This window comes from Streptomyces sp. NBC_00344 (genome assembly GCF_036088315.1).
Taxonomy (GTDB): domain Bacteria; phylum Actinomycetota; class Actinomycetes; order Streptomycetales; family Streptomycetaceae; genus Streptomyces.
In genome coordinates this window covers 2,266,201-2,293,171 of sequence record NZ_CP107996.1, presented here as the reverse complement: position 1 = coordinate 2,293,171, position 26,971 = coordinate 2,266,201, and the positions used below count along the sequence as shown (strand labels likewise).

At 70.3% G+C, this 26,971-nt stretch carries 27 protein-coding genes; 18 read left to right on the top strand and 9 right to left on the bottom strand.

Annotation, left to right across the window (positions count from 1 at the left end; genetic code table 11):
* The first annotated feature begins 106 nt into the window (after positions 1–106).
* Positions 107–1,063 (top strand): DMT family transporter, encoded by a 957-nt coding sequence (locus OHS16_RS10200; protein ID WP_443042587.1) that lies wholly within the window; start codon positions 107–109, stop codon positions 1,061–1,063.
* Positions 1,064–1,093: 30 nt separating this feature from the next.
* On the opposite strand, the gene OHS16_RS10195 is transcribed toward OHS16_RS10200, so the two are convergent.
* A complete protein-coding gene (locus OHS16_RS10195; protein WP_328536858.1) occupies positions 1,094–2,209 on the bottom strand; it encodes a magnesium and cobalt transport protein CorA in 1,116 nt (371 codons plus the stop codon).
* A 424-nt stretch (positions 2,210–2,633) separates the two neighbouring features.
* Between OHS16_RS10195 and OHS16_RS10190 the strand changes: the two genes are divergently transcribed.
* Positions 2,634–3,218 carry a suppressor of fused domain protein gene (locus tag OHS16_RS10190; RefSeq protein ID WP_328536857.1) on the top strand — a complete coding sequence of 195 codons (585 nt, stop codon included), beginning with the start codon at positions 2,634–2,636 and terminating at the stop codon, positions 3,216–3,218.
* Positions 3,219–3,236: 18 nt separating this feature from the next.
* Here the strand turns inward: OHS16_RS10190 and OHS16_RS10185 are convergent, their stop codons facing one another.
* On the bottom strand, positions 3,237–4,478 hold the full coding sequence (locus tag OHS16_RS10185) for an MFS transporter (protein ID WP_328536856.1): 1,242 nt from the start codon (positions 4,476–4,478) through the stop codon (positions 3,237–3,239).
* Between the two features lie 178 nt (positions 4,479–4,656).
* On the opposite strand from OHS16_RS10185, the gene OHS16_RS10180 reads away from it, so the two are divergent.
* From OHS16_RS10180 to OHS16_RS10170, 3 genes are all read left to right on the top strand, one after another.
* Positions 4,657–5,292, top strand: coding sequence for a DUF6758 family protein (locus OHS16_RS10180; protein WP_328536855.1), 636 nt, complete (start codon positions 4,657–4,659; stop codon positions 5,290–5,292).
* Between the two features lie 72 nt (positions 5,293–5,364).
* Positions 5,365–6,228 (top strand): PHP domain-containing protein, encoded by an 864-nt coding sequence (locus tag OHS16_RS10175; protein WP_328536854.1) that lies wholly within the window; start codon positions 5,365–5,367, stop codon positions 6,226–6,228.
* Positions 6,229–6,280: 52 nt separating this feature from the next.
* Positions 6,281–6,886 (top strand): MarC family protein, encoded by a 606-nt coding sequence (locus OHS16_RS10170; protein WP_328536853.1) that lies wholly within the window; start codon positions 6,281–6,283, stop codon positions 6,884–6,886.
* A gap of 115 nt (positions 6,887–7,001) precedes the next feature.
* Here OHS16_RS10170 and OHS16_RS10165 read toward each other — a convergent pair whose 3' ends face one another.
* Positions 7,002–7,154 carry a hypothetical protein gene (locus tag OHS16_RS10165; protein WP_328536852.1) on the bottom strand — a complete coding sequence of 51 codons (153 nt, stop codon included), beginning with the start codon at positions 7,152–7,154 and terminating at the stop codon, positions 7,002–7,004.
* A 258-nt stretch (positions 7,155–7,412) separates the two neighbouring features.
* Here OHS16_RS10165 and OHS16_RS10160 point away from each other — a divergent pair, with 258 nt between their 5' ends.
* The gene (locus OHS16_RS10160) at positions 7,413–8,300 is read left to right on the top strand and encodes an NYN domain-containing protein (protein ID WP_328536851.1); all 888 of its coding nucleotides are present in this window, start codon (positions 7,413–7,415) and stop codon (positions 8,298–8,300) included.
* A gap of 17 nt (positions 8,301–8,317) precedes the next feature.
* On the opposite strand, the gene OHS16_RS10155 is transcribed toward OHS16_RS10160, so the two are convergent.
* Both OHS16_RS10155 and OHS16_RS10150 read right to left on the bottom strand, forming a co-directional pair.
* Positions 8,318–9,178, bottom strand: a complete 861-nt coding sequence (locus OHS16_RS10155) for an alpha/beta fold hydrolase (protein WP_328536850.1) — start codon at positions 9,176–9,178, stop codon at positions 8,318–8,320.
* A gap of 103 nt (positions 9,179–9,281) precedes the next feature.
* A complete protein-coding gene (locus OHS16_RS10150) occupies positions 9,282–11,096 on the bottom strand; it encodes a DEAD/DEAH box helicase (protein ID WP_328536849.1) in 1,815 nt (604 codons plus the stop codon).
* A gap of 412 nt (positions 11,097–11,508) precedes the next feature.
* Here OHS16_RS10150 and OHS16_RS10145 point away from each other — a divergent pair, with 412 nt between their 5' ends.
* Positions 11,509–12,234: a ferritin-like fold-containing protein gene (locus tag OHS16_RS10145; protein ID WP_328536848.1), complete on the top strand. Its 726-nt coding sequence runs from the start codon at positions 11,509–11,511 to the stop codon at positions 12,232–12,234.
* 14 nt (positions 12,235–12,248) lie between these two features.
* On the opposite strand, the gene OHS16_RS10140 is transcribed toward OHS16_RS10145, so the two are convergent.
* The 4 genes from OHS16_RS10140 to OHS16_RS10125 form a co-directional block, all read right to left on the bottom strand.
* On the bottom strand, positions 12,249–12,542 hold the full coding sequence (locus OHS16_RS10140; RefSeq protein WP_328536847.1) for a hypothetical protein: 294 nt from the start codon (positions 12,540–12,542) through the stop codon (positions 12,249–12,251).
* Positions 12,543–12,702: 160 nt separating this feature from the next.
* Positions 12,703–12,930, bottom strand: coding sequence for a DUF3107 domain-containing protein (locus OHS16_RS10135; protein ID WP_328536846.1), 228 nt, complete (start codon positions 12,928–12,930; stop codon positions 12,703–12,705).
* 120 nt (positions 12,931–13,050) lie between these two features.
* The gene (locus OHS16_RS10130) at positions 13,051–13,692 is read right to left on the bottom strand and encodes a TetR/AcrR family transcriptional regulator (RefSeq protein ID WP_328536845.1); all 642 of its coding nucleotides are present in this window, start codon (positions 13,690–13,692) and stop codon (positions 13,051–13,053) included.
* Between the two features lie 140 nt (positions 13,693–13,832).
* Entirely contained in the window at positions 13,833–14,057 is a 225-nt protein-coding gene (locus OHS16_RS10125; RefSeq protein WP_328536844.1) for a hypothetical protein, read from the bottom strand.
* A gap of 113 nt (positions 14,058–14,170) precedes the next feature.
* On the opposite strand from OHS16_RS10125, the gene OHS16_RS10120 reads away from it, so the two are divergent.
* The 11 genes from OHS16_RS10120 to OHS16_RS10070 all read left to right on the top strand — a co-directional run bounded on the left by OHS16_RS10120 (position 14,171) and on the right by OHS16_RS10070 (position 26,953).
* On the top strand, positions 14,171–15,136 hold the full coding sequence (locus tag OHS16_RS10120) for an alpha/beta fold hydrolase (protein ID WP_328536843.1): 966 nt from the start codon (positions 14,171–14,173) through the stop codon (positions 15,134–15,136).
* A gap of 8 nt (positions 15,137–15,144) precedes the next feature.
* Positions 15,145–16,365 carry a DUF3152 domain-containing protein gene (locus tag OHS16_RS10115; RefSeq protein WP_328536842.1) on the top strand — a complete coding sequence of 407 codons (1,221 nt, stop codon included), beginning with the start codon at positions 15,145–15,147 and terminating at the stop codon, positions 16,363–16,365.
* 67 nt (positions 16,366–16,432) lie between these two features.
* A complete protein-coding gene (locus OHS16_RS10110) occupies positions 16,433–16,528 on the top strand; it encodes an Ms4533A family Cys-rich leader peptide (RefSeq protein WP_328536841.1) in 96 nt (31 codons plus the stop codon).
* 152 nt (positions 16,529–16,680) lie between these two features.
* Positions 16,681–18,393 (top strand): ABC transporter substrate-binding protein, encoded by a 1,713-nt coding sequence (locus OHS16_RS10105; RefSeq protein WP_328536840.1) that lies wholly within the window; start codon positions 16,681–16,683, stop codon positions 18,391–18,393.
* Positions 18,394–18,395: 2 nt separating this feature from the next.
* A complete protein-coding gene (locus OHS16_RS10100; RefSeq protein ID WP_328536839.1) occupies positions 18,396–19,388 on the top strand; it encodes an ABC transporter permease in 993 nt (330 codons plus the stop codon).
* Positions 19,385–20,374 carry an ABC transporter permease gene (locus OHS16_RS10095; RefSeq protein WP_328536838.1) on the top strand — a complete coding sequence of 330 codons (990 nt, stop codon included), beginning with the start codon at positions 19,385–19,387 and terminating at the stop codon, positions 20,372–20,374. Before OHS16_RS10100 ends, OHS16_RS10095 begins: the two co-directional genes overlap by 4 nt.
* Positions 20,371–22,023 carry an ABC transporter ATP-binding protein gene (locus OHS16_RS10090; RefSeq protein ID WP_328536837.1) on the top strand — a complete coding sequence of 551 codons (1,653 nt, stop codon included), beginning with the start codon at positions 20,371–20,373 and terminating at the stop codon, positions 22,021–22,023. Before OHS16_RS10095 ends, OHS16_RS10090 begins: the two co-directional genes overlap by 4 nt.
* A gap of 192 nt (positions 22,024–22,215) precedes the next feature.
* On the top strand, positions 22,216–23,865 hold the full coding sequence (locus OHS16_RS10085) for a DUF3492 domain-containing protein (RefSeq protein WP_328540787.1): 1,650 nt from the start codon (positions 22,216–22,218) through the stop codon (positions 23,863–23,865).
* On the top strand, positions 23,862–25,064 hold the full coding sequence (locus OHS16_RS10080) for a hypothetical protein (protein WP_328536836.1): 1,203 nt from the start codon (positions 23,862–23,864) through the stop codon (positions 25,062–25,064). The genes OHS16_RS10085 and OHS16_RS10080 overlap by 4 nt, the downstream gene beginning before the upstream one ends.
* 168 nt (positions 25,065–25,232) lie before the next feature.
* The gene (locus OHS16_RS10075; protein WP_328536835.1) at positions 25,233–26,195 is read left to right on the top strand and encodes an NAD-dependent epimerase/dehydratase family protein; all 963 of its coding nucleotides are present in this window, start codon (positions 25,233–25,235) and stop codon (positions 26,193–26,195) included.
* A complete protein-coding gene (locus OHS16_RS10070) occupies positions 26,183–26,953 on the top strand; it encodes a spherulation-specific family 4 protein (protein ID WP_328536834.1) in 771 nt (256 codons plus the stop codon). The genes OHS16_RS10075 and OHS16_RS10070 overlap by 13 nt, the downstream gene beginning before the upstream one ends.
* Positions 26,954–26,971 lie beyond the last annotated feature (18 nt).

The window sequence follows — 26,971 nt, the reverse complement described above, 5'->3', positions numbered from 1 at the left end:
TGCGCCGACCAGCAGGGATCACGGGGCAGGCCGCGGAGGCCGCCCGCGGATCGTGCCGGCGCCGAAGGACAGTTCCGTACGGCAGCCACGCCCCTTACTCTGAACCGTGCCCATCGCAACCCGCCGTACCTCCGCCCCCCTGGCGCCGCCCGCGCCGACCGGCCTGCACGCAGCGCCCCGGATCGACCTGGTGCTGCTCGGCGTCGCCGTGGCGAGTGTCTCGCTGTCCGCCCCGCTCATCGCGGCGACCGCCGCTCCTGCCCTGGCCATCGCCTTCTGGCGCAATGCCATGGCGGCCGGTGTCCTGACCCCCGTCGCGCTGCTCGGGCGGGGCCACCGCACCGAACTGCGCACCATGGGCCGGCGTGCGGTGCTGCTGGCGGCCGCCGCCGGATGTCTGCTCGCGCTGCACTTCGCGCTGTGGCTGCCGAGCCTGCGCATGACATCGGTCGCTTCGTCGACGGCGCTGTGCACCACGACACCGATCTGGACCACCATCGTGCTGTGGCTGCGCGGCCGGCATGTCCCCAGGATGGTGTGGGCCGGGTCCGTGGTGGCCATCGCGGGGGTGCTGATCCTGACCGGCGTCGACCTCTCGCTGTCGCCGCGCGCCCTCGCGGGCGACGCCCTCGCGCTGGGCGGCGGTGTCGCGGCCGCGGGCTATGTGCTGCTCGGCGCCGAGGTGCGGCGGACGGTGAGCACCACCGCCTACACCTACGTCTGCTATTCGACGGCCGCGCTGCTGCTCCTGGGGGTCTGCGTGGCCTCCGGCGCCCAGCTCGGGTCGTACTCCCCGGCCACCTGGGCCAAGCTCGCCGTGCTCACCGGGGCCGCCCAGCTGCTCGGACACACGCTGCTCAACCGGGTGGTGAGCACGCTCGGCCCCTCCGTCACCTCGACGTCGATCCTGCTCGAGACGCCGGGGGCCGCACTGATCGCGGCGCTCTGGCTCCACCAGCTGCCGCCTGCCGCGGCCTGGCCGGCGCTGCTGGTCATCCTGGTGGGGCTGGCCCTGGTGATCCGGGGTGACAGCGTGGCCCGGAAAGGGCCGGTGGGGGAGTGAGGTACGGCCGCCGGCGGTGGCGGCCGCACGTCAGAGCCAGCCGTTCCGCTTCAGCGTGCGGTGGATGGTGAGGCAGATGACCAGGATGCCGCCCATCACCGCCGGGTAGCCGAAGCGCCACTGGAGCTCGGGCATGTGCTTGAAGTTCATGCCGTACACCCCGCAGATCATCGTCGGCACCGCGATGATCGCCGCCCACGCCGTGATCTTCCGCATGTCCTCGTTCTGCGCGACGGTGGCCTGTGCCAGGTTCGCCTGGAGGATCGAGTTGAGCAGGTCGTCGAAGCCGACCACCTGCTCCTGGACCCGCGCCAAATGGTCGGCGACGTCCCGGAAGTACTTCTGGATGTCCGGGTCCACCAGCCGCATGGGGCGCTCGCTCAGCTGCTGCATCGGCCGCAGCAGCGGTGAGACCGCCCGCTTGAACTCGAGCACCTCACGCTTCAGCTGGTAGATCCGGCCGGCGTCGGTACCCCGCGCACTCCCCTTCTGGGGCTCGGAGAAGACGTCGATCTCGACTTCGTCGATGTCGTCCTGCACCGCCGACGCGACAGCCAGATAACCGTCGACGACCTGGTCGGCGATGGCGTGCAGGACGGCGGACGGGCCCTTGGCGAGCAGCTCCGCGTCCTCCTGCAGCCGGTGGCGCAGCGCCCGCAGCGAGCCCTGGCCGCCGTGCCGCACCGTGATGACGAAGTCCCGCCCGGTGAAGCACATCACCTCGCCGGTCTCCACGACCTCGCTGGTCGACGTGAGTTCGGCGTGTTCCACGTAGTGAATGGTCTTGAAGACCGTGAAGAGGGTGTCGTCGTACCGTTCCAGCTTGGGCCGCTGGTGGGCGTGGACCGCGTCCTCGACGGCGAGCGGGTGGAGACCGAACTCGGCTGCGATGCCGGAGAACTCCTCCTCGGTGGGCTCGTGAAGGCCGATCCAGGCGAAGCCTCCGGTGTCATGCACCCGGCGCAGTGCCTCACGCGGCGTCAGGCACTCCTCGCCCCGCTCCCGCAGTCCTTCGCGGTAGACCGCGCAGTCGACCACCGCACTGCTGGCCGACGGGTCCCGGGTGGAGTCGTAATTGCTGTACGCGGTGCTGCTCTTGCGCAGGGACGGACGGACCGCTGCACGCAGGTCACGGATCATCGACATGGCGGGCTCCTTCACGGAGAGGCCGTCAGCGAGCCTGGCACTGCCCGGAATGGAGGCGTATCGAGGCGTCGGTCTCGTACGTCGGCAAAGCGGGCGGAACCACGGCGTCGCGGTGGCGGCGTTCGCTACAGACACGGATCAGGCAAAGCGAGGTGCTCTTCCGGCGTGCGACATGCCATAAGACTCAGAGGTTTCCCGGCATGACGGCCGGGTAAGCAGGGTCTCGGGTCACAGAGAACACTGTGCGGAAGAGCGGCTAGTACTGCACGGTCGACTCGGATCTCGATCCATCGCAGTCCCACCTCCTCCGGCCGGTCCCCCGTAGGGGACGATCATGATGCCCTGACCAGCGGCCAAGACTATCAGCCGACTGAAGTGTCAAGCCCCCACTTTGCCCGTTCGATACGCGCTCTATGCTCGGCACATGGGAGATGTTCTTGCTCTGGTCGAAGCCCGGCTGCGCTCCGCGCTGGGCGAGCCGGACGCGCGCGCCGCAGTGACCTTCCTGGGCACCGACCGGATCGAGGTGCTGCGGTTCATCGACGGTGACATCGCCCGCTACGCCACGCTGGGGATGTCCGCCCACCCGATGGCCGATCCCACGGCCGCCCTCGCCGACCCGCTGCGCGGCCCACGGGCCGAGCTGGTGCTCTCGGTGCGCGCTGGGCTCGCCGACACCGACCCGGTGCTGCGCCCGCTTGCCGTGCTCGCCGCTTCGCCGCAGGTGGAGGGCGTGGTCGTGGCCGCCGGGGCCTCACTCGACGTGGGCGAACCGCTCTGGAGCGAAGCGCCCTTCAGCTCGGTGCTGGTCGCCGAGTCCGGCGGGCTCATCGAGGACCTGGAGCTCGACGAGCCACTGGATCCGGTCCGGTTTCTGCCGCTGCTGCCGATGACCGCGAACGAAGCCGCCTGGAAGCGGGTGCACGGTGCCGCGGAACTCCAGGAGCGCTGGCTGACGCCTGGCACGGACCTGCGCGATCCTCTGCGCAGGTCCGTGACCCTGGACTGAAGTCCCCTGAGGGGCAGGTCAGTTGGCGAAGGCCGAGACCCCGTCCTCGGTGGCGTGCACCGGCTGGAGTTCCGCGGCCTCGTGGCTCAGGGCCGAGCGCCGCACCCGGACCACACCCGCGCCGAGCACCGCGGCGACCGCGGCGACCACGAACGGGATGTGGATGTCGGTCCACCCCTCGATGTGCGGGGCGAGGAAGGGCGCGGCTGCCGCCGCGAACCAGCGGACGAAGTTGTAGCCCGCGCTGGCCACCGGGCGCGGCGCGTCCGAGACGCCGAGCGCCAGCTCGGTGTAGACGGTGTTGTTGAGGCCGATGAAGGCACCGGACACGATCGTGCAGACCACGGCCGTCAGGTGATCGCCGTAGCCGAGCACCACCAGGTCCACCGCGAGCAGCACCAGTGAGGCACCCAGCACCTTGAGGGTGCCGAAGCGCTTCTGCAGCCGGGGTGCGACGAGGACCGAGAAGACCGCCAGCAGCAGTCCCCAGCCGAAGAAGACGGCACCCGACTTGTACGGCGTCATGTTCAGCACGAACGGGGTGAAGGCCAGCACGGTGAAGAACGCGTAGTTGTAGAAGAAGGCCGATGCGGCGACTGACGCGAGCCCGCCGTGTCCGAGGGCCCGGATCGGGTCGAGCAGTGAGGTCTTGCGGGCCGGCTTCGGCTGCTCCTTGAGGAAGAACGAGATGCAGATGAACCCGATGGCCATCAGCACCGCGGTGCCGAAGAACGGATAGCGCCAGCTGGCGTTGCCGAGCAGGGCGCCCACCAGCGGCCCGCAGGCCATGCCGAGGCCGAGTGCCGACTCGTACAGCAGGATCGCCGCGGCACTGCCGCCCGCCGCGGCGCCGACGATGACGGCGAGGGCGGTGGAGACGAAGAGCGCGTTGCCGAGTCCCCAGCCGGCCCGGAAGCCGACCAGCTCGCCGACGGACCCCGATGTGCCGGACAGCGCGGCGAAGACCACGACCAGGGCGAGGCCGGCCAGCAGGGTCTTCTTGCCGCCGATCCGGCTGGAGACGAAACCTGTCACCAGCATCGCGACCGCGGTGATCAGGAAGTACGAGGTGAACAGCAGCGACACCTGGCTGGGTGTGGCGCTGAGCCCCTTGGCGATGGACGGCAGGATCGGGTCCACCAGGCCGATCCCCATGAAGGCGACGACGGACGCGCCTGCCGTGGCCCATACGGCCTTCGGCTGGCGCAGGATGCTGGTGGCCCCCTCGTCGAACGGATCCCTGTCCTGCGTCTCTGCCACTGCCACTCCCCGGTTGATGGTTGCGTTATACACACAATAGGTTAGCCGACCTAACAAATGCAAGATGCATCTATCTCGTTCCCTCCGTGGCCGCCGCAGAGGTGTCCGGGGAGCCGCCGCACCCCGGACGGGTGATCGTCCTTGACGCGGCGACGGGTGGGGAGGACCGTTGAGGGTTATGAGGGGCGAACCCAGTTGCCCGAAGTGCGGTGGCCGGGTGAGGGCGCCCGGTCTCTTCGCCGACTCCTGGCAGTGCGATGTGCACGGGGTGGTCCACCCGCTTCAGCCGGTGATACCGCCCAGCGTCGAGGGCCTCGGTGTCGTCGTCCACCGGGCGCAGGTACCGGTCTGGATGCCGTGGCCGCTGCCCCTCGGCTGGCTTTTCACCGGTGTGGCCTGCGCGGGTGACGACCGCAGCGGTGGCCGGGCCACGGCCGTGGCCTGTTCAGGTCCGGGCCCGCTCGGCGGCATGGGTGAGCTGCTGCTGGTGGCCGAGGAACTGGGGGTGGGTCTCGGAGCGCGCTATGCGGGCATCGACGGTCCCGACCCCGGCCCTTACATGGACGTCGCCACGCCCCCGCAGGCCAAAGTCCTCGCGGCGGGCCGGCCGGCGCCGCTGTGGCATGTCACGGCGCCGGGTGACCGGGCGGTCTTCGCGGGCGAGGCCCGCGGGCTCTGGCTGTGGGCCATCCTCTGGCCCGAACAGTCGGGGCTGCTGATGTACGACGAACTGGTGCTGACGGATCTGCGGGACGCGGGCGCCGAGGTGGATCTGCTGCCGTGCGGGGCCCTGTCCCCGCGCATTCTGTCCTGACCAGGACATGCCCGCGCGGCGGTTATCCTGGAGCGTCCCCCCTTACGTCCCTGAGCCCCGGAGTCCCGCGTCGTGCGCATCGACCTGCACACCCACTCCCGGGCGTCCGACGGTACGGACACCCCCGCCGAACTGGTGCGCAACGCCTCTGCGGCCGGGCTGGACGTGGTGGCGCTGACCGACCACGACTCGACCCGCGGCCATGCCGAGGCGGTCGCCGCCCTGCCCGCGGGGCTGACCCTGGTCACCGGCGCCGAGCTCTCCTGCCGGCTCGACGGGACCGGGGTGCACATGCTCGCGTATCTCTTCGACCCCGAAGAGCCGGAGTTCCTGCGCGAGCGCAAACTCGTGAGGGACGACCGCGTCCCGCGGGCCCGGAGCATGGTAGTCAAGCTTCAGGAACTCGGGGTGCCGATCACCTGGGACCAAGTGGCGCGCATCGCGGGTGATGCCTCGCTCGGCCGCCCGCACATCGCCACCGCGCTGGTCGAACTGGGTGTCGTGGACACCGTTTCGGACGCCTTCACGGCCGATTGGCTGGCCGACGGCGGCCGGGCGTACGCGGAGAAGCACGAGCTCGACCCCTTCACGGCGATCCGGCTGGTCAAGCAGGCCGGTGGCGTCACCGTCCTCGCGCACCCGCGGGCCGTCAAGCGGGGCCGGGTGGTACCGGAGTCCGCCCTGGCCGATCTCGCGGCCGCCGGACTGGACGGTGTCGAGGTCGATCACATGGACCATGACGAGCCCACCAGGGCCGCACTGCGCGACCTTGCCGGCGATCTGGGTCTGCTGACCACGGGATCCAGCGATTACCACGGCAGCCGCAAGTTCGTGGAGCTCGGCGCGTGCACCACGGATCCCGAGGTGTACGGAGAGATCACCCGGCGCGCGACCGGCGCCTTCCCGGTGCCGGGCGCCGGCGGACACTCCGCGTAAGCACCGCTCCCTCCCTCCTCCCCACCCTCTTCACTGAAGCAAGGCCCTCACTGTGTTCGACGTTGCCGTTTTCGGATCCCTCTTTGTCACGCTTTTTGTGATCATGGATCCGCCGGGGATCACCCCGATCTTCCTCGCTCTCACCGCGGGCCGCCCCGCCAAGGTGCAGCGCCGGATGGCCTGGCAGGCCGTGGCCGTGGCCTTCGGGGTCATCGCCGTCTTCGGCGTCCTCGGCCAGCAGATCCTCGACTATCTGCATGTGTCCGTGCCCGCCCTGATGATCGCGGGCGGACTGCTGCTGCTGCTCATCGCGCTCGATCTGCTCACCGGCAAGACCGACGAGCCGACGCAGACCAAGGACGTCAATGTGGCACTCGTCCCGCTGGGCATGCCGCTGCTCGCGGGGCCCGGTGCCATCGTCTCGGTGATCCTCGCGGTGCAGCACGCGGGCACCGGGTCCGCGCAGGTCTCCGTCTGGGCGGCGATCGTGGCGATGCACGTGGTGCTCTGGGTGACCATGCGGTATTCGCTGCTCATCATCCGGGTGATCAAGGACGGTGGTGTGGTGCTGGTCACGCGGCTGGCCGGGATGATGCTGTCCGCCATCGCGGTCCAGCAGATCATCAACGGTGTCACCCAGGTCATCAAGGGCGGCTGAGCTGTCCGCCGGAGCGCCCGCGACGCACAAGCGCCCCCGTGCATCGGCACGGGGGCGCTTCGTCCTGTCGTATACCTCTTCGTCGCGTACTTCTTCGTCTCTTGCTCTTACGGTGTTACAAGGCCGAGGTCTCGGCCGGGCGGATGTAGATGCGCTGGCCGATTGCGGCAGCCTGCTGCACGATCCGGTTGACGGAGGCGGCGTCTACGACGGTGCTGTCCATGGCGGTTCCATCGACATCATTGAGTCGCATGATTTCGAAGCGCAAGGCTTCTCCCTTCGTCTGATCCTCCTGCTAGGAGAACTACTGGTGCGGGACATCAGTCTTCTCCCGCGCGGCGTCCGGACGGTTGCCCATCCGTAAAGAGTGGATTGCGTGATGGAAGTGCGGCACGCTCCACAGGAGACAACGGCTTGCCTACAGCAAACATTCCCTACGCTAAAGAAAATTTTCGGGAGCCTAACTACTCATGGGTAGTGCGACAGGTTGTGCTCGTTGCGTGACGGCACGGACAATGAAGCCCGTATGAACGATCCTGATATCAGCGCTCAGCTGCAGCGCACCAACGAGCTACTCCAGCGCGTGCTGTCCGAGGTGTCCAAGACACCGTCGACCCACGCGATCTTCGTCGACGCCGGGTACGTGTACGCGGCCGCCGGCCTGCTGGTCACCGGCAACGAGGACCGCCGATCCTTCGACCTCGATGCGGAGGGTCTGATCGAGGCGTTCATCGACAAGGCCCGGACGATCTTCGCGGACAGCCGGCTGCTCCGGGTGTACTGGTACGACGGAGCCCGCCGCCGTATCCACACCCCGGAACAGCAGTCCATCGCCGAACTGCCCGACGTCAAGGTCCGGCTGGGCAATCTCAACGCGAACAACCAGCAGAAGGGCGTCGACTCGCTGATCCGCACGGACCTGGAGTCTCTCGCCAGGCACCGCGCGATCAGCGACGCGGCCCTGGTCGGAGGTGACGAGGACCTGGTCTCAGCCGTGGAGGCCGCGCAGGGATACGGCGCCAGGGTCCATCTCTGGGGCATCGAGGCGGGGGAGGGCCGTAACCAGGCCGAGCCCCTGCTCTGGGAGGTCGACAGCCAGCGGACCTTCGATCTCGACTTCTGGAAGCCGTACGTCGTCCGGCGCCCGGTGACCGTCTACGAGGACGCCACACCGCCGCCCTCCCGCGACGACGTCCGCTTCGTCGGTGCGCAGATCGCGGCGACCTGGCTGTCGGAGCGCGGCCGTCAGACGCTGGCCGAACTGCTGCCGGGCCGCCCCTATCTGCCGGGCCCGGTGGACCAGGATCTGCTGGTCGAGGCCGAGAAGCTGCTCCAGCGGTCGCTGCGCGGGCACGGAGATCTGCGACGGGCACTGCGGGACGGCTTCTGGAACCATCTGCAGTCGCAGTACTGAACGCGGCCGCGGTCGCCTCAGTGCTGCGCGTCCCAGAAGTCGGCCAGCGCCTCGGCGGTCCTGGCGGGCCGGTCGGTGTTGGGTGAGTGCTCGGCGCCTTCGATGATGCTGCGCCGGGCCCCCAGCCGGACGGCCATCTCGTCGAGCAGGGGCACCGGCCAGGTGTCGTCGCGTTCGCCGGAGACCACATGCTTGGGCAGCGGCAGGGCTGCCAGTTCGTCCACCCGGTCCGGCTCGACGGTCAACTGCCGCCCGGTGGCGATCAGCTGGGCCGGGCGATGCATCAGCCAGCGCCTGCGCAGTGCGGGCGTGTTCCCGTTCGGGTGGGCGTCCGGGTCGTCGGCATCCTGCGGGGGGTCCATCGCGCGCATCGCCTCCCACACCTGTCCCATGTCCATCACGGCGAGTGCCTCGCTCAGCATCCGCACTTTCTGCCGCTGCGTCTCGGTGACCCTGGCGGGCCCGGACGACATCAGTGTCAGCGACCGGAAGGGACCGGCGTCGAGAAGCACGGCGGCGCGGGCGATCTGCCCCCCGAGCGAATGTCCCACCAGATGCACCCGGTCGCCCGTGGCCGCTGTCTGCGCCAGCACATCCAGAGCCAACTCGCCCTGTGCATAGGCGTCTTGGCTGTCAGGTCCGGTGGATTCGTACTGGCCGCGCCCATCCACGGAGATGACGCGGTAACCGGCGGCGGCCAGTGGCTGGAGCATGGCGATGAAGTCCTCCTTGCTGCCCGTGAAGCCGGGGAGCAGCAGCGCTGTCCCCTTGCCGGGCGCGCTGGGAGGCGCTTCGAGAGTGGCGAAGGTTCCCCGGGTGGTGCGGAGAAGGCGGGAGCGGGTTCCGGGGGGCGGGGTGAAGGTCGCAGGCCTGCTCATGGGACGAGGCTAACGGGAGAGCCCGACGCACGTCCTCCGGGCTCCCCGGACACACCGGTGGCCCGGCCCCTGTGCAGGGACCGGGCCACCGGGACCGGGGAGATCAGCTCTCCGGCTGTGCCTTGGGCGCGCGGGCCCTGCGCCGCCGGGGCTTCGCTTCCGCGTCCTCCGCTGTTGCGGTGGCCGGGGCTGTTGCCGTGGTGTCGGTGGCCTTGGCGCGGGTGCGGGTGCGCTTGGGCTTTTCGGTGGCGGTTTCGGTGGCTTCCGCTGTTGCGGTGGCCGGGGCTGTTGCCGTGGTGTCGGTGGCCTTGGCGCGGGTGCGGGTGCGCTTGGGCTTTTCGGTGGCGGTTTCGGTGGCTTCCGCTGTTGCGGTGGCCGGGGCTGTTGCCGTGGTGTCGGTGGCCTTGGCGCGGGTGCGGGTGCGCCTGGGCTTCACGGCGACGGCCTCGGCGGCCTCCGCCGGAGGGGCCGCGACCGCCGCTTCCGCCACCACCGTCTGGGCGCCGGAGTCTGCCGCGTTCGCCCGGGTACGGCGCCGGCGGCGAGGCGTGCGCGGCTCATCGGCCTCCGGTGCAGGCTGTACCGGCTCGGCCACATCGGTGATCGTCGCTGTGGGCTCCGCCAGCGGAGAACCGCTGCGGGTGCGCCGCCGCTGACGGGGAGTACGCGGCGCGCGCTCCTCCCTGACAGCTGGTGCGGCGGCGGACGCCTTGCGGCCGCGGCCACCGGTCTCGCCCAGATCCTCCACGGCCTCCGCGCCGAGCCCGGCACGGGTGCGGTCCGCACGCGGCAGAACGCCCTTGGTGCCGACCGGGATGGAGAGCAGCTCGTAGAGGTGGCTCGATGTGGAGTACGTCTCCTCGGGCTCGTCGAAGGGCAGGTCCAGCGCCTTGTTGATCAGCTTCCAGCGCGGGATGTCGTCCCAGTCGACCAGCGTGATCGCGGTACCCGACTTGCCCGCGCGGCCGGTGCGGCCGATGCGGTGGAGATAGGTCTTCTCGTCCTCGGGGGACTGGTAGTTGATGACGTGCGTCACATCGTCGACGTCGATGCCGCGGGCCGCGACGTCGGTGCAGACCAGGACGTCGACCTTGCCGTTGCGGAAGGCGCGCAACGCCTGCTCACGGGCGCCCTGGCCGAGGTCGCCGTGGACCGCGCCTGAGGCGAAGCCGCGGGTGGCGAGCTGCTCGGCGATGTCGGCGGCGGTGCGCTTGGTGCGACAGAAGATCATCGCGAGGCCGCGGCCCTCCGCCTGGAGGATCCGGGAGACGAGCTCCGGCTTGTCCATGGAGTGGGCGCGGAAGATGTGCTGGGTGATGTTCGCGACTGTCTGGCCCTCACCGTCGGGCGATGTCGCCCGGATGTGGGTGGGCTGTGACATGTAACGCCGGGCCAGTCCGATGACCGCACCGGGCATCGTCGCGGAGAACAGCATGGTCTGGCGCTTCGGCGGCAGCATGCCCATGATCCGCTCGACGTCCGGGAGGAAGCCGAGGTCGAGCATCTCGTCGGCCTCGTCGAGGACAAGAGCGCGGATGTGACCGAGGTTGAGCTTCTTCTGACCTGCCAGGTCGAGCAGCCGGCCCGGGGTGCCGACAATGATGTCGACGCCCTTCTTCAGGGCCTCGACCTGCGGTTCGTACGCCCGGCCTCCGTAAATGGCGAGCACTCGGACGTTACGGACCTTGCCCGCGGTCTGCAGGTCGTTGGTGACCTGCTGGCAGAGCTCACGGGTCGGCACGACGACGAGCGCCTGGGGGGCGTCGGTCAGCTTGTCGGGCTTCGCCCGGCCGGCCTCGACGTCCGCGGGGACGGTGACGCGCTCCAGGAGGGGAAGGCCGAAGCCGAGCGTCTTGCCGGTGCCGGTCTTGGCCTGGCCGATGACGTCGGAGCCGGAGAGCGCTACAGGGAGCGTCATCTCCTGGATGGGGAAGGGGGACGTGATGCCGACAGCCTCAAGGGCTTCGGCGGTCTCGGTAAGAATGCCGAGGTCTCGGAACGTAGTCAGGGTGCTGCCTCTTCTGTGAGACGCGGTCCGAGGCGAACAAGGGGGTCGTACCGTGCCGGCTAGCGCGGGACCACTGCCTTCGCTCAAGCGCTCGTGCCGCTGAGGGGGCCCCTCACATCGGAATGGTGAGGGCGGTCAGGTGGAGCCGATCGGGCCACCGACCGGGCATCCTCATTCAAATGGCATGCCAAACATTCGGCAGGCGCATTACCACTGTACCCCCAAATCGCGCAGGTGTGTTGAGCCATTTCATAAGGAGAGGGAGGCCACAGTGGCTGACCGACCCCCTGCACACCGCGTCCGCCCCGCTATTGTGCGGTTCATGGAGACGTCTGACACCGCCAACGCACCCACTGGAATCGCCGCCCAGGACTGGATCACGGCTTCGGCCGACCCGAGGTACCACGCAGCGGTCGTGGATCTCCTCGGCGCGCTCGCCTACGGCGAGCTTGCGGCCTTCGAGCGGCTCGCCGAGGACGCGAAGCTCGCCCCCAGCCTCGGTGACAAGGCGGCGCTGGCGAAGATGGCGTCGGCCGAGTTCTCCCATTTCGAGCGGCTGTCGGACCGGCTGTCGGCTATCGACGTGGAGCCGACGGCCTCCATGGAACCCTTCGCGCAGGCCCTGGACGACTTCCACCGCCAGACCGCACCGTCCGACTGGCTCGAGGGCCTGGTCAAGGCATACGTGGGTGACTCGATCGCGAGCGACTTCTACCGTGAGGTGGCGGCCAGGCTCGACACCGACACCCGTGAACTCGTCCTCGCGGTGCTCGACGACACCGGCCACGGAAACTTCGCCGTGGAGAAGGTCCGCGCCGCGATCGAGGCGGACCCCCGGGTCGGCGGGCGGCTCGCGCTGTGGGCCCGGCGGCTGATGGGCGAAGCACTGAGCCAGGCGCAGCGCGTGGTCGCCGACCGGGACGCGCTCTCCACGATGCTGGTGGGAGGCGTCGCCGACGGCTTCGACCTGGCGGAGGTCGGGCGGATGTTCTCGCGGATCACCGAGGCGCACACCAAGCGGATGGCCGCACTGGGGCTGGCCGCCTGAGCGTCGTCGGCGCCTCAGCCGGCGGGCGAGACCGAGGACCGGGAGTCGGAGGGCAGCCTGCCCAGGGACCTGGGCCCGCGCAGCAGCAGCGACAGCGTCACGGCACCCACCACCACCGCTCCGAGCAGCGTGGCAAGGGCATGGCCCGGGCCGAGTGCGGAATGGGTGATCAGGGCACCGAAGAGCGTGCCGATCGGGCCGGTGGTGAACACCACCCTCCCGGACGGCAGCCGGGCCGGCATCGTGTGCGCTGCGGCCCAGGCCAGTGCGAGGCCGAGCAGTACGGAACCGAGGGCTTCCCAGAGCATGTCTTCCCTCCCGCGGGTCACGGCGTATCAGTGGTAGCCCGGTCCTACCCGATGCCCGTGACGTGCAATCCTTCCCCGGCGCCACCCACCACGTACGGGAACGGCCCGGCGGTCTGTTGACCGCCGGGCCGTTCCCGTCGTTCGTCCTGCGCGCGTGCGCCTACAGCGTGCCGAAGCCGACCCGGCGGGCCGCCGGCTCGCCGAGCTCCACGTAGGCGATGCGGTCGGCCGGTACCAGGACCTTGCGGCCCTTGTCGTCCGTGAGGCTGAGCAGCTGCGCCTTGCCGGCCAGCGCGTCGGATACCGCGCGCTCGACCTCCTCGGCGGACTGCCCGCTCTCCAGAACGATCTCCCGGGGCGCGTGCTGCACGCCGATCTTGACCTCCACGGCTATGTCCCTCCGACGGTCGTGCGATGCGCGGTCAGCCGCGCCGTACGCCCCACACATTAGCCGGGTGCGAAGGCCGGTAAGACGCCCGCTCTGCACGCCCGCAGCGAACAGCGGCTCTCAGTGCTGGTCGGTTCCGTGCAGCGGGAAGCCTGCGATGCCGCGCCAGGCGAGCGAGGTGAGGAGCTGGACCGCGGTGTCCCGCGGGATGGCGGATTCGCTGGAGAGCCAGTAGCGGGCGACCACCTGGGACACACCGCCGAGGCCCACGGCGAGCAGCATCGACTCCTCCTTGGAGAGCCCGGTGTCACCCGCGATGACGTCCGAGATCGCCTCCGCGCACTGCAGCGACACCCGGTCGACGCGCTCCCGGACGGCGGGCTCGTTGGTCAGATCGGACTCGAAGACCAGCCGGAAGGCGCCGCCCTCCTCCTGGACATACGCGAAGTAGGCGTCCATCGTCGCCGCCACGCGCTGTTTGTTGTCCGTCGTCGAGGCCAGCGCCGTGCGGACCGCTTGGAGCAGCGACTCGCAGTGCTGGTCGAGAAGGGCCAGATAGAGGTCGAGCTTGCCCGGGAAGTGCTGGTAGAGCACGGGCTTGCTGACACCGGCCCGCTCGGCGATGTCATCCATGGCCGCCGAGTGGTAACCCTGTGCGACGAAGACCTCCTGGGCAGCGCCCAGGAGCTGATTCCGTCGTGCGCGGCGCGGCAGCCGCGTCCCCCGCGGGCGCGCTGCCTCGGTCTGCTCGATGGCTGTCACGCCGCCTCCCAAATGATTGAACAAGCACAGTTGAACAAGCACACGCTGGTGCGTCGCCCTGCCATCGTACTTTTGGGTAACCCGGCTGTGTGGGGTGCGGACGCAGAATTTCACGGACCGGACGGCCGGAGAGGGGGAGATCAGCGGTAGTCCTCCTCGTCGAGGGGCACCACCCGTGCCTGCTCGCTGGCATCCGCCTCATTGGCCGATGAGGGATCGATGCCGGTCAGAGGGTCGTCCTCCTGCGGTGTGAGGTCCTTGCGCTGTTCCGCCCTGTCCGCCGGGTCGGCTTCCGACGGTTCATCCGCTCCGATGGCTCCGCCGGGTCGTTCGGCTTCGTTCGGTTCTGCGGGCTCGGTCGGCATGCTGGATTCCCCTTCCCTCTCCTACGAGCGTAGAAGCCTGCCCGCCGCGGCGCTATGCGGTCTGTGACGGCGAACACACGGACGTCGGCGTGATCGTCTCGTAACATCGCCCTATGTCTTCGACCGAGCTGCCGGGTATCGCGGCCGCCACCGCGGTCCCCAGAGCGAGCGCCGTACGGATCGCGGAGGGGGAGGAACTGCGGTCCGTGACGCTGCCAGGACTCACCCTGACCGTGCGTTCCCGCCCGCCGGCCCGCCAGGGGCTCCCGCCAGCGCTCTTCGTGCACGGGCTGGGCGGCTCCTCGCAGAACTGGTCCGGGCTGATGCCGCTCATCGACGACGAGGTGGACGGTGAGGCGCTCGATCTGCCCGGATTCGGGGACTCGCCGCCACCGGACGACGGCAACTACTCGGTGAACGGGCACACCCGTGCGGTGATCCGTCACCTCGATGCGAGCGGGCGCGGGCCCGTCCATCTCTTCGGCAATTCGCTGGGCGGTGCGGTCTCCACCCGGGTCGCGGCGCTCCGGCCCGATCTGGTGCGCACCCTCACCCTGGTCTCGCCGGCCCTTCCCGAGCTGCGGGTGCAGCGCTCGGCCGTGCCCACCGCGCTGCTCGCGGTTCCGGGCATCGCGAGACTCTTCCTTCGGCTCACCAAGGAGTGGACGCCGGAGATGCGCACCCGCGGCATGCTGGGCCTCTGCTACGGAGAGCCCTCGCGGGTCAGCGAGGAAGGCCTTCGCAACGCGGTCGACGAGATGGAGCGACGTCTCGAACTGCCGTACTTCTGGGACGCCATGACCCGATCGGCGCGCGGCATCGTCAATGCGTACACACTGGGGGGCCAGCACGGGCTGTGGCGTCAGGCCCAGCGGGTGCTCGCCCCTACGCTGCTGGTCTACGGAGGCCGGGACCTGCTTGTCTCGTACCGTATGGCGCAGAGGGCGGCGGCCGAGTTCCGCGGGTCCCGGCTGCTGACGCTGCCGGACGCCGGGCACGTGGCCATGATGGAGTATCCCGGGATGGTCGCCAGGGCCTTCCGGGAGTTGCTCGAGGACTACGACAGCAGTGGGAGCTGATCCGGGGAGTGGGACGTCACAGCCGTCGGGCCGATGCGCCTGGGAGCGCGGACGACACCGTGGAGAGCGCCGCAGACGCCGGTGATGAAGGGGCGCAGCCGGCCGGACCCGGATCGGGACGGCGCAGGAGGTCGCCCGGGCCACCGGCGCAGGTGCGCGGTGGTCACCCCGAGCAGCCCGAGTGGAACGCACCGGCCCCCGAGCGGTACGGCGAGTGGCAGGGGGTGCAGCGCGGGCCACGCATACCGGGACCGCGCAAGGAGTTCGTCGAGGCGTTCGAGACGCCGTCGCCACAGGCCCGGCCCGCGACGCTTCCCGAGTCCGGCCCGGTGCTGAGTACGCGGAAGCCGGAGGCGGACCGGGACACCGAGCCGCGTTACGAGCCGATCGTGCCCACCGCCGAGGCCGACGAGGCCAAGGGCGGCAGGGGAGGACGTACCTTCACCGGGATCGCGGCAGCTGCCGTGACCACCGTGCTGGCCGTCGTGGTGGCCGGGCAGGTGGCCCATGGCGGCGGAGGCCATGACGGCGCACAGGCGTCGGGTCCGGTGAAGCGGGAGACCGGCGCAGGCCCGGCATCGCGCGGCGACACCCGGACGGATCCGAAAGGGGCGGCCCCGCTGCAGGCCACCTACGAGCAGAAGATGGCCACGCTGTATCCGCTCTCGCCGAAGCTCACCGCATCCGGTTCCTTCGCCGTGGTGCCGGGATCCGCCGCTGCTCCGGGCAAGGGGCACAAGTACACCTACCGGGTGGATATCGAGAAGGGCCTGAGCCTCGACGGGGCGCTCTTCGCCGATGCGGTCCAGAAAACCCTCAATGACAAACGGAGTTGGGCCCACGACGGGACCATGACCTTCGGGCGTATTTCATCGGGACACCCGGATTTCGTGATTACGCTGGCAAGTCCTGGAACTACCGCGAAATGGTGTGCGAAGTCCGGTCTCGACACTCTTGACGAGAATGTGTCCTGTGATTCCGCCGCTACCGAGCGTGTGATGATCAATGCCTATCGCTGGGCCCGGGGTTCCACGACCTACGGTGATGCCAAGATCCTTCCGTACCGCCAGATGCTGATCAATCACGAGGTCGGCCACCGGCTCGGACACAACCATGTGACCTGCCGCACTCCGGGCGCGCTCGCGCCGGTCATGCAGCAGCAGACCAAGTCGCTGGACATCGGAGGGATCAAGTGCCGGGCCAATCCCTGGGTCCATCCCAAGGGGTGAGACGGTCGTCTCGTTCTCGGCCCCTACGGCTTTGACATCGGACTTTAGTTCGTTCATATTTCTCGGCATGTCGTACTGCCCTGTCGCCTCCGAACGCACCGCCATTGAGCTGGTGCTGTTCGGCGTGACCGAGCACTGCGTCGCCGACATTCTCTGTCGCTGACCCGCCTGTCCCGGTGCGCCCCTTTATCTCCTGCCGCGCTCCGGTCGCACATCATCCGCAGGCGCGGCATTTTGTTTTCCGGCTTCCTTCCGGTGTTGCAGCCTGCGCATAATCCCCCTGCTGCTTTCAGTACACCGAGAGGCCCCGCCCCCATGCGTCAACTGTCCCCACGCACAACGTCCTTGGCGGCCGCGAGTCTGGTCCTGGCCCTGGGCGCTGCCGCCTGCGGGCCCAAGGACAGCGGCGACGCCAAGTCCGGTGCCACCGGCAAGCCCGAGAAGGGCGGCACCCTCACCGTCCTCAACAGTCAGCCGCAGACGGACTTCGACCCGGCCCGTCTCTACACATCGGGCGGCGGCAACGTCCCCTCGCTGGTCTTCCGTACGCTCACCACCCGCAACCGGGAGAACGGCGCCGCGGGCTCGAAGGTCGTGCCCGACCTCGCGACCGACCTGGGCAGGCCCAGCAAGAACGCCACCGTCTGGACGTACACCCTCAAGGACGGGCTGAAGTACGAGGACGGCACGCCCATCACGTCGGCCGACATCAAGTACGGGATCGAGCGGTCGTTCGCCGCCGAGCTCTCCGGCGGAGCGCCCTATCTGCGCGACTGGCTGACGGGCGGGGCCCAGTACCAGGGCCCCTACAAGGACAAGAAGGGCCTCGACTCGATCGAGACGCCCGACGCGAAGACCATCGTCTTCCATCTGAACAAGCCCGAGGGCGAGTTCCCCTACCTGGCGACCCAGACGCAGACCACCCCGGTGCCGAAGGCCAAGGACACGGGTACCAAGTACGAGGAGCACCCGGTCTCGTCGGGCCCCTACAAGGTGGTCAAGAACGAGAACGACGGCGAGCGGGTGACGCTGGTCCGCAACACCAACTGGTCGGCGAAGACCGACGACGAGCGCAAGGCCTACCCGGACAAGATCGACGTCCGCTCCGGTCTCGACTCCTCCGTCATCAACCAGCGCCTCTCCTCGTCCCAGGGCGCGGACGCGAACGCCGTGACGACCGACACCAACCTCGGCCCGGCCGAACTGGCGAAGGTCACCGGCGACAAGAAGCTCGCCGCCCGCGTCGGCACCGGACACTTCGGCTACACGAACTACATCGGCTTCAACCCGAAGGTGAAGCCGTTCGACAACCCCAAGGTGCGCCAGGCGATCTCCTACGCCGTCGACCGCTCCTCGGTGATCAACGCGGCCGGCGGTTCCGCTCTCGCCGAGCCGGCCACCACCTACCTGCCGAACCAGAAGTCCTTCGGCTACACGCCGTACGACCACTTCCCGGCCGGCAGGACGGGGAACCCCGCCAAGGCCGAGAAGCTGCTCAAGGAGGCCGGTTACCCCAAGGGGCTGACCGTCACCCTCACGCACTCCAACAACAAGGACTTCGAGACCAGCCCGGAGATCGCGACCGCGCTCCAGGACGCCCTGAAGAACGCCGGTATCACCGTCAAGCTCAAGGGCCTCGAGGACAACGACTACAAGGACAAGATCCGCGGCGCCAAGACCGAGCCCGGCTTCTTCCTGGCCCACTGGGGCGCCGACTGGCCCTCCGGCGGACCCTTCCTGGCCCCGATCTTCGACGGACGCCAGATCGTCAGGGACGGCGCCAACTTCAACACCGGTTTCCTGAACGACCCCTCGGTCAACAAGGAGATCGACGCGATCAACAAGCTCACCGACCTGAACGCCGCGGCGCAGCGCTGGGGCGCACTCGACAAGAAGATCGGTCAGCAGGCGCTGACCGTGCCGCTGTTCCACCCGGTCTACAAGCGGCTCTACGGCGAGAACATCAAGAACGTCGTGATCAGCGACTGGACCGGTGTGCTCGACATCTCGCAGGTTGCGGTCAAGTAACCATGCCTGAAGCTTCGTTGGCCGAGGAGACGGGAGCGGCAGTCGCCGCCCCCGTCTCCGGGGCCCGTCAGTTCTGGCGGCGGCTGCGCGGACAGCGCGCCGCCGCCGTCGCGGCGTTCGTCGTCGCCCTGCTCGTCGTGGTCGCGCTCGGCGCGCCGCTGCTCACCGCGCTGGAGGGCCAGGACCCCAACGCCTACCACCCCGGTCTCATCGACTCGGCGCGCGGTGGCGTACCGGTCGGCCCCCTAGGCGGGATGAGCGGCACGCACTGGCTCGGCCTCGAGCCGCAGACCGGCCGTGATCTCTTCGCCCGGCTGGTGTACGGGGCTCGGGTCTCGCTCTCCGTCGCGTTCGCCGCGACCCTGGTGCAGGTGGTGCTCGGCGTCACCTTCGGAGTGGCCGCCGCGCTCGGCAGCAAGCTCGTGGACAACGTGCTCAGCAGGATCACCGACGTGGTCGTGGCCATGCCGCTGATGATTCTCTCGCTGGCCCTGATGGCGATCGTTCCCGACGGCTTTCCGCGCCCCGTGCTCGTCGCGCTGGTCATCGGACTGATCGCCTGGGGCGGTACGGCGAAGATCGTGCGCGCCCAGACCCTGACCCTGAAGTCGCTGGACCATGTCGATGCGGCCCGGCTCAGCGGCTGGGGCAAGTGGAGCATCGCCCGGCGGGAACTGCTGCCCGCGCTCGCCGCGCCCGTCATCACCTACGCGGCGCTGCTCTTCCCCGCCAACATCTCCGTCGAGGCCGCGCTGTCCTTCCTCGGGGTAGGTGTGAAGCCGCCCACCCCGTCCTGGGGGCAGATGCTCACCTCCGCCGATGTCTGGTACCAGGCCGCGCCGCAGTATCTGCTGCTGCCGGCCGGGGCGCTGTTCATCACCGTGCTCGCCCTGACCGTGCTGGGGGACGGAGTCCGTACGGCGCTCGACCCGCGGGCCGCGTCCAGGCTGCGGATCGGCACCGGGCGCAAGCGTGAGAAGAGGGCCGCCGCATGACCGGATTCCTGGTGCGCCGCTTCATCGGCGCCGCCATCACCCTCCTCGCCATCTCGGTGATCATCTACGCGGTGTTCTATGTCGCGCCGGGCAACGTCGCCCAGATCACCTGCGGGCCGCGGTGCTCACCGGTCCAGGTCCAGCAGGTCAGCGACCAACTGCAGCTCGGCGACCCGGTGTACGTCCAGTACTGGCACTTCCTCCAGGGCATCTTCGCCGGCCGCGACTTCTCCACCGGTACGTCGGTTGAGCACTGCGGCGCGCCGTGCCTCGGCCGGTCGTACCGCACCGACCAGCAGGTCACCGACCTCATCCTGACCAAGCTGCCGGTCACCGGGTCGCTCGCGCTCGGCGCGATGGTGATGTGGCTGATCCTCGGCATCGGCACCGGGGTGCTGTCGGCATGGCGCCGCGGCCGGCCCACCGAGCGGCTGCTCACCGGGCTCACCCTCGCCGGCAACGCCACGCCGGTCTTCGTCATCGGCCTGGTGCTGATGATCGTGGTCTGCGGGACGCTGGGCTGGCTGCCGTATCCGCAGTACGTGCCCTTCTTCGACGACCCGCAGCAGTGGGCCTGGAATCTGCTGCTGCCCTGGCTCTCGCTCGCGCTGATCGAGTCCGCCAAATACGCCCGCCTGACCAGGGCTTCGATGCTGGAGACGCTGGCCGAGGACCATGTTCGGACCTTCCGTGCGTACGGGGTCGGCGAGCGGGCCATCATCGGCCGTCACGCCCTGCGCGGGGCCATCGCGCCGGTCATCGCGCTCAACGCCAATGACTTCGGGTCGATGTTCGGCGGCGCGGTGCTCACCGAGTCGCTGTTCGGGCTTCCCGGCCTCGGCCGGGAACTCGTCCACGCGGTGACCGTCGTCGACCTGCCGGTGGTGGTGGGGATGGTGCTCGTCACCGGTTTCTTCGTGGTGCTCGCCAATGCCGTCGCGGATGTGCTGTACGCGGTGGCCGACCGACGGGTGGTCCTGTCATGAGTCTCATCGACGTCAAGGATCTGGCGATCACCTTCGACGGTTCGGTACGCGCCGTCGACGGGCTCTCCTTCACGCTGGAGGCGGGGCAGGCGCTCGGCGTCGTCGGTGAGTCGGGCTCGGGCAAGAGCGCCACCGCCTACGCCCTGCTGGGACTGCACCGGGGCAGCGGAGCACAGGTCACCGGGTCGGTCTCGGTGGCCGGAGTGGATGTGCAGACCGCGTCCGAAGCGGAGTTGCGGGGGCTGCGGGGCAAGAAGGCCGCCATGGTCTTCCAGGACCCGCTGTCCTCGCTCGACCCGTACTACGCGATCGGTGACCAGATCGCCGAGGTGTACCGCGTCCATGTGAAGGCCTCGCGCCGGGCGGCGCGGGCCCGTGCGGTGGAGGTGCTCGACCGGGTGGGAATCCCGGACGCCGCCCGGCGCGCGCGTTCGCGCCCGCACGAGTTCAGCGGAGGGATGCGGCAGCGTGCGCTGATCGCGATGGCGCTGGCCTGCGAGCCCGAACTGCTGATCGCCGACGAGCCGACCACCGCGCTGGACGTCACCGTGCAGGCCCAGATCCTCGATCTGCTGCACGGTCTGCGGCATGAGACGGGCATGGGACTGCTGCTGGTCACCCACGACGTGGGGGTGGCGGCGGAGTCGGTGGACGAGATGCTGGTGATGCGGGCCGGTCGTGCGGTGGAGCGGGGGCCGGTGCGGGAGACACTCGGCTCGCCCCGCGAGGCGTACACGAAGGCGCTGCTCGCGGCCGTGCCGAGGGTGGATGCGCGGCGCGTTCCCGCGCCGCCGTCCGCCATCCCTGCCGGGCCGGCGGAGGAAGCCGGGGCCGGGCACGGGGGCGCGCGGATCCCGGAGCAGCGTTCCGCCGCCGCTGGTCCCCCGCTCATCGAGGCGGTGGACCTCCGGCAGGTGTTCGGCAGGGGCAGATCCGCCCTCACCGCCGTCGACGGTGTGAGCCTCCGCGTGCACCCCGGCGAAACCCTCGGCATCGTGGGTGAGAGCGGCAGCGGAAAGACCACCCTGGGCCGGATGCTCGTGGGCCTTCTCGAGCCGACATCGGGCCGCGTGACCCGGGCGGACCGGGTGCAGATGGTCTTCCAGGATCCGGTTTCCTCTCTCAACCCGCGCCGCTCGGTCGGGGAGTCGGTCGCCGACCCGCTGCGGGCGCGTGGAGAGCGCGACGAGGCCGCGATCCGGGCCCGGGTCCGGGACCTGCTGGTGCGCGTCGGGCTCGACCCGGGTCAGTACGACCGCTATCCGCACGAGTTCAGCGGAGGCCAGCGCCAGCGTGTCGGTATCGCCAGGGCACTCGCGGCCGAGCCCGGGCTGATCGTCTGCGACGAGGCGGTGTCCGCTCTCGACGTGACGACACAGGCGCAGGTCACGGCTCTGCTGGCGGAACTGCAGCAGGAGCTCGGTCTTGCGCTGGTCTTCATCGCGCACGACCTGGCGGTGGTCCGGCAGGTCAGCGACCGGGTCGCGGTGATGCGGCAGGGCCGGATCGTCGAGGAGGGCGAGGTGGACGTGGTGTACGGCGACCCCAAGGACCCGTACACGAAGCAGCTGCTCGCCGCCGTCCCGTCGCTCGACCCGGTGCTTGCAGCGGCACGACGAGCTGCCCGCAGGGAACTGGCCGCGGCCTGACTCCGGGTTACGAAAAGGCACCGTAGCGCCACAGAACGCAACCGGCACGGGAAAGTTACGAGGTTTCACCCCTTCTGGTGGCGCGATGGACAACCGTCCATCGCGCCACCTGTGTATCCGCTTACGGTCGTCCCGTCTGCGAGTCGCCGGCATCAACGGCGGCCGTCCGAAGGGAGAACCGGGGGTGTGCTCGTGCGGATAGGACTGCTTACGGACGGTGGTTATCCGTATGCGACCGGTGAGTCGAGGCTCTGGTGCGACAGGCTCGTGCGCGGGCTCGGCGGGCATGAGTTCGACGTCTACGCACTGAGCCGCAGCGCGCACCAGGAAGAGTGCGGCTGGCTCGAACTGCCGCCTCAGGTGCGGCGGGTGCGCACCGCTCCGCTCTGGACAGCACCCCTCGGCGGCCGCCCCTACGGCCGCCGCGACCGGAACCGTTTCCTGGGTCACTTCAGGGAACTGGCGGCTGCGGTCTGCGGCGACGGTACGGAATTCGCAGCCGGACTCTACGGACTGGCCGGACTCGCCGCGGAGTGCGGCGGGCTGCACACCGCCCTGCGCTCCGAAGCGGCCGTACGCGCACTGGAGGCGGCCTGCCGTGCGCCGGGCGCGAACCGCACCGTGCAGTCGGCCAGGGTGCCCGATCTCCTCGCGTTCGCCGATCTGCTCGAACGTGCCCTGCGGCCCCTCTCGCTCGACTGGTACACCGCGGACGGCCTCGGCGCCGTTGACCTCTGCCATGCGGCTTCGGGCGGAACGGCCTCGCTGCCCGGCCTGTTGGCCAAACGCTTCTTCGGCGTTCCGCTGCTGGTCACGGAGTACGGAGTCCAGCTGCGGGCGCACTACATCGCGGGCGGCGCGGAGCGCGCTCCGGTGCGCGCGCTGCTGGCCGCCTTCCACGGCAGGCTGGCCGCCGAGGTGTACGGACAGGCCGCTGTCATCACCCCCGGCAACATCCACGCCCGCCGCTGGCAGGAGAGATGCGGTGCCGACCGCGCCAGGCTGCGCACGGTCTACCCCGGGATGGAGGCCACGCGCTTCGCCGCCGTCGGGGAAGGCACGGACAGCGGTGATCCGGACACGCTGGTGTGGGTGGGCCGTATCGAACCGGCCAAGGACCTGGTCTCCCTGCTGCACGCGTTCGCCGAGATCCGCAGGGAGGAAACCGGGGCACGCCTGCGCATCGTCGGCGCCCCGGCACAGGGGCCCGAAGGCGCCGCCTATCTCGCCCATTGCCGGGCGCTCGCCGCGCAGTTGTTCCCCGACGAGGCGGCGGACGCGCATGCCGTCGGCTCCAATCCGGTCACCTTCGAGGAGATCGGCGGGCCGGAGGCGCCGGAACTGGCCGACGCCTACGCGGGCGGCGCGGTGGTGGTGCTCTCCAGCGTGGTGGAGGGCTTCCCGGTGAGCCTGGTCGAGGCGATGTTCTGCGGCCGCGCGACGGTGTCGACCGATGTCGGCGCGGTCGTCGAAGTCATCGGCGGTACCGGCCTCGTGGTGCCGCCCCGAAATCCCCGCGCGCTGGCCGACGCCTGCGTGGCGCTGCTGCGCGATCCGCAGCGGCGGGAACGGCTCGGAGCCGCTGCGCGGGCACGCGCGCTGGAACTCTTCACCGTGGAGCAGAACGTCACGGCATTCAACGCTATTTACCTGGACCTGATCTCGCACTGCCCGGTGCGGCGCACGCCGGTGGGCGAGACCGGCGACCCGCGCCCCTTCGCGTACCCGGCGGAGGCGTATGTGGCGGGCAGCTGGACAGCCCCGGCGGCCACCGGCCGCACGCCGAGCTGGGCGGAGAGCGGGTCGGAACCGGCCCCTGCACACCGGGAGGCTGCCGTATGAGCCCGCACCGGACCCGGCCGCCATTGCCGTCGCAGCCCCCGTTGCCCCCCACGCCGGTGCGGCCGCCCGACAGGCCGGTCCCGCCCAGCGGTGGCGACGCCTGGGACGACCGATCCGACGCGCTGCTCGACGAGCCCCGGCCCGGGCCGCCCGTCGCCGCGGACCCCGCAACCGGACCGGCGCGCCCCGGCCCACGAGGTCCGGCCGATCCGGTGCGCGCCCTGATGCACCGTCACCGGGAGCTGTGCGAAAGGGCGGTGGATCCGCTGGAGATCGCCGCGGGCCTCGAGGCGTACGGTCTCACCGACCGCACCGCGGCCCGGTTCAGGCACCGCGATGTCTTCTCGCTCGCCGAGGAGCTCTACGCGCGGGTGCCGCGCGGGGCGGAAGCCGGAGCTGACGAGCCCCTGCCGGCTCCAGTGCCCGCTCCGCACGCACCCGTGCTGGGGCTGCTGCCCGGTGGACTCGCCGTGGTCACGGCGGCGACGGTCGCAGCCGTGCATGGTGAGGTGCGGCTGGCCGCTGCCGTGACCGGGGTCCTCTGCACCGCCGGCGCACTGGCTTTCACGCTCCGGCGCGGCCCGCTGAAGGCCCGGCGCCGCCCGGAGCCGGGCGCGCGGTTCTCGGTGTGCTGGCTGCTCGCCTACGCGCTCTGCGGCGACGGCCTGCTCGGCCAGTTGACGCACGGTGGCCCGGACGGGCCATGGCCGCTGACCGGAGTCGCGCCGGTCGGTCTCGCGCTGGCCGTCGCGCCTGCCGCCTGGTGCGCACGGCTCTTCTCGCAGCTGGCCCGGCGCAAGCTCACCGTCAGCCGGAGCACGGGGGACTTCGCCGCACACACCAGGCCGCTGGTCGTGCTGGTCACCGTCCTGTTCGCGACGGCCCCTGCCGCTCTGCTGTTCATGCCGGGCTTCACCGCGGGAGCCGCGGCGCTCGGACTGCTGCTCTTCGTCGCCAGGCTGCTCGTCGTCCACGGTTACCACCGCTCCACGGCCGCGGTGCTCGCCCTCGCCTGCGCGGCCGAGGCCCTCGCACCGGTCTCCGTCCTGGCGGCCCGCCTCCCCGGCTTCGGCTTCCTCGCCCTCCCCGTCGACGCGCTGGGCCCGGGAGCGGTCCCGGCCGTCGTCTGCGGGGCCGGCGCTCTCGCGCTGCTTGCGCACGCCACCACCGTGCTCTCCCGCGCGTCCGCCCACCCCTGAGCCGGCGGCCGAGTCCGGAGCGCACCGCCGACCCGGCCGCCAGAGACCTCCCGCGGAGCCGACGCCGCGGGCCCCACCCACCCGTAAACACCCAGAAGGAGAACGACAAATGAGCCCCGAACCTCCAGCCCCGGCCCCGGCCCGTCGGTATCGAGAGGTGGCCGCGCGATGAGGGTGCTGCTGCTCGGAGCCAATGGCTATCTCGGCCGCTACGTGGCCGATCGCCTGCTCGCCGACCCCGCTGTGCACCTCACAGCGCTCGGACGCGGCGACGACGCCGACGTCCGCTTCGATCTGGCGAGCGGCAGCCCGGGGGCGCTGACCCGCTTCCTGGACGCGGTGCACCCGGGAGTCGTCATCAACTGCGCGGGCGCCACCCGTGGTGGCGCCCGCGACCTGACCCGGCACAACACCGTCGCGGTCGCCTCGGTCTGCGAAGCACTGCGCCGCAGCAGCTGCAGCGCCCGCCTGGTCCAGCTGGGCTGCGCCGCCGAGTACGGCCCGAGCCAGCCGGGCTCGTCCACCGCGGAGGACGCGGTGCCGCGCCCCGGCGGCCCGTACGGCGTCTCCAAGCTCGCCGCCACCGAACTGGTGCTCAACTCCGGCCTCGACGCGATCGTGCTGAGAGTCTTCTCACCCGTCGGCCCCGGTACCCCGGCCGGCTCCCCCCTCGGACGGCTGGCCGAGGCTATGCGCCGGGCGATGCAGGCGGGGGACAACGAACTGAAGCTGTCCGGACTCGCAGTCCAGCGGGACTTCGTCGACGTACGGGACGTGGCGCGCGCCGTGCACGCGGCCTCGCTCTCGGCCGCCCAGGGCATCGTCAACATCGGCACCGGCCGCGCGGTGCGACTCCGGGACACGGCATCCGTCCTGGCCAGGGTGGCCGGCTTCGGCGGCGCGCTCCATGAGGTGGACGGCGTCCCGCACCGCAACGGGGGCCTGGTCGCCCCCCGGCCCGCGGAGCCGGTGCTGGAACATCTGGCCGCCCCATCGCCGTACCCGGACGGTTGCGGCAACTGGCAGCAGGCGGACGTCCGCACCGCCCGCGACCGGCTCGGCTGGCGCCCGCGGATCGCCCTCGAGGAGTCTCTCGCCGACATCTGGATGGAGGCGGCGTGCCGCATCTGACGACATCCGGCACCACGCACGACACCGGTGCGGCCAGGCTCGGCTTCGGCGTTCCCGGGTATGCGCACCCCCTCGTCGCCCCGGTCGAATGGGCCGAACTGACGCGCCCCGGTACGCCGTTGCACTGGGTGGTCCTCAACGTCGCCAACGGCCCGGGGACCCGGCCCGATCCGCACTGTCTGGTGGCGGCCGGACGGCTCCGCAACGCGGGGACCAGAGTGCTCGGCCATCTCGACATGGCGCACGGCACCCGGGATCCAGGGGAACTGCTCGCACAGGCCCGGCTCTTCGCCGACTGGTACCGGGTCGACGGCTTCTGTCTCGACCGCGCCCCGGCCGATCCGGCGGGCATCCCCGGAACCCGCCGGATCGCCGGCGCACTCCGGGGCCTCGGTGGATCCGGCTGCCATCTGGTGCTCGGCCACGGCTGTCATCCGCACCCCGGCTATGCGCGCGTGGCCGACCAGCTGGTCACCTTCAGCGGTCCGTGGTCGGAGTACCGCTGGTCGCAGGTGGCCGAATGGACGGCAGAGCACCCCGCGGAGCGCTTCTGCCACTTCGTGCACGGTGTTCCGCGCACCCATCTCGAGGAGGCCGCCCGGATCGCCCGCTGGCAGGGGGCGGGCACGATCTTCTTCACCGACCGCGGCGGACACGACGGCCGGAACGGTCAAGCGGGACACAATGCACCATTCGAGGCGCTGCCCGGCTACTGGGACGAAATCGTCTCGCGGATCGGACCAGGTGTCTCGGAATGAGTAGGGGCGTGGCAGTGT

Excerpts from the sequence above, each read along its gene's own strand:
- OHS16_RS10195 (WP_328536858.1), bottom strand. The coding sequence starts at position 2,209 with ATGTCGATGATCCGTGACCTGCGTGCAGCGGTCCGTCCGTCCCTGCGC.
- OHS16_RS10190 (WP_328536857.1), top strand. The coding sequence starts at position 2,634 with ATGGGAGATGTTCTTGCTCTGGTCGAAGCCCGGCTGCGCTCCGCGCTG.
- OHS16_RS10180 (WP_328536855.1), top strand. The coding sequence starts at position 4,657 with ATGAGGGGCGAACCCAGTTGCCCGAAGTGCGGTGGCCGGGTGAGGGCG.
- OHS16_RS10160 (WP_328536851.1), top strand. The coding sequence starts at position 7,413 with ATGAACGATCCTGATATCAGCGCTCAGCTGCAGCGCACCAACGAGCTA.
- OHS16_RS10155 (WP_328536850.1), bottom strand. The coding sequence starts at position 9,178 with ATGAGCAGGCCTGCGACCTTCACCCCGCCCCCCGGAACCCGCTCCCGC.
- OHS16_RS10150 (WP_328536849.1), bottom strand. The coding sequence starts at position 11,096 with ATGACGCTCCCTGTAGCGCTCTCCGGCTCCGACGTCATCGGCCAGGCC.
- OHS16_RS10145 (WP_328536848.1), top strand. The coding sequence starts at position 11,509 with ATGGAGACGTCTGACACCGCCAACGCACCCACTGGAATCGCCGCCCAG.
- OHS16_RS10140 (WP_328536847.1), bottom strand. The coding sequence starts at position 12,542 with ATGCTCTGGGAAGCCCTCGGTTCCGTACTGCTCGGCCTCGCACTGGCC.
- OHS16_RS10125 (WP_328536844.1), bottom strand. The coding sequence starts at position 14,057 with ATGCCGACCGAGCCCGCAGAACCGAACGAAGCCGAACGACCCGGCGGA.
- OHS16_RS10120 (WP_328536843.1), top strand. The coding sequence starts at position 14,171 with ATGTCTTCGACCGAGCTGCCGGGTATCGCGGCCGCCACCGCGGTCCCC.
- OHS16_RS10110 (WP_328536841.1), top strand. The coding sequence starts at position 16,433 with ATGTCGTACTGCCCTGTCGCCTCCGAACGCACCGCCATTGAGCTGGTG.
- OHS16_RS10105 (WP_328536840.1), top strand. The coding sequence starts at position 16,681 with ATGCGTCAACTGTCCCCACGCACAACGTCCTTGGCGGCCGCGAGTCTG.
- OHS16_RS10100 (WP_328536839.1), top strand. The coding sequence starts at position 18,396 with ATGCCTGAAGCTTCGTTGGCCGAGGAGACGGGAGCGGCAGTCGCCGCC.
- OHS16_RS10095 (WP_328536838.1), top strand. The coding sequence starts at position 19,385 with ATGACCGGATTCCTGGTGCGCCGCTTCATCGGCGCCGCCATCACCCTC.
- OHS16_RS10090 (WP_328536837.1), top strand. The coding sequence starts at position 20,371 with ATGAGTCTCATCGACGTCAAGGATCTGGCGATCACCTTCGACGGTTCG.
- OHS16_RS10080 (WP_328536836.1), top strand. The coding sequence starts at position 23,862 with ATGAGCCCGCACCGGACCCGGCCGCCATTGCCGTCGCAGCCCCCGTTG.
- OHS16_RS10075 (WP_328536835.1), top strand. The coding sequence starts at position 25,233 with ATGAGGGTGCTGCTGCTCGGAGCCAATGGCTATCTCGGCCGCTACGTG.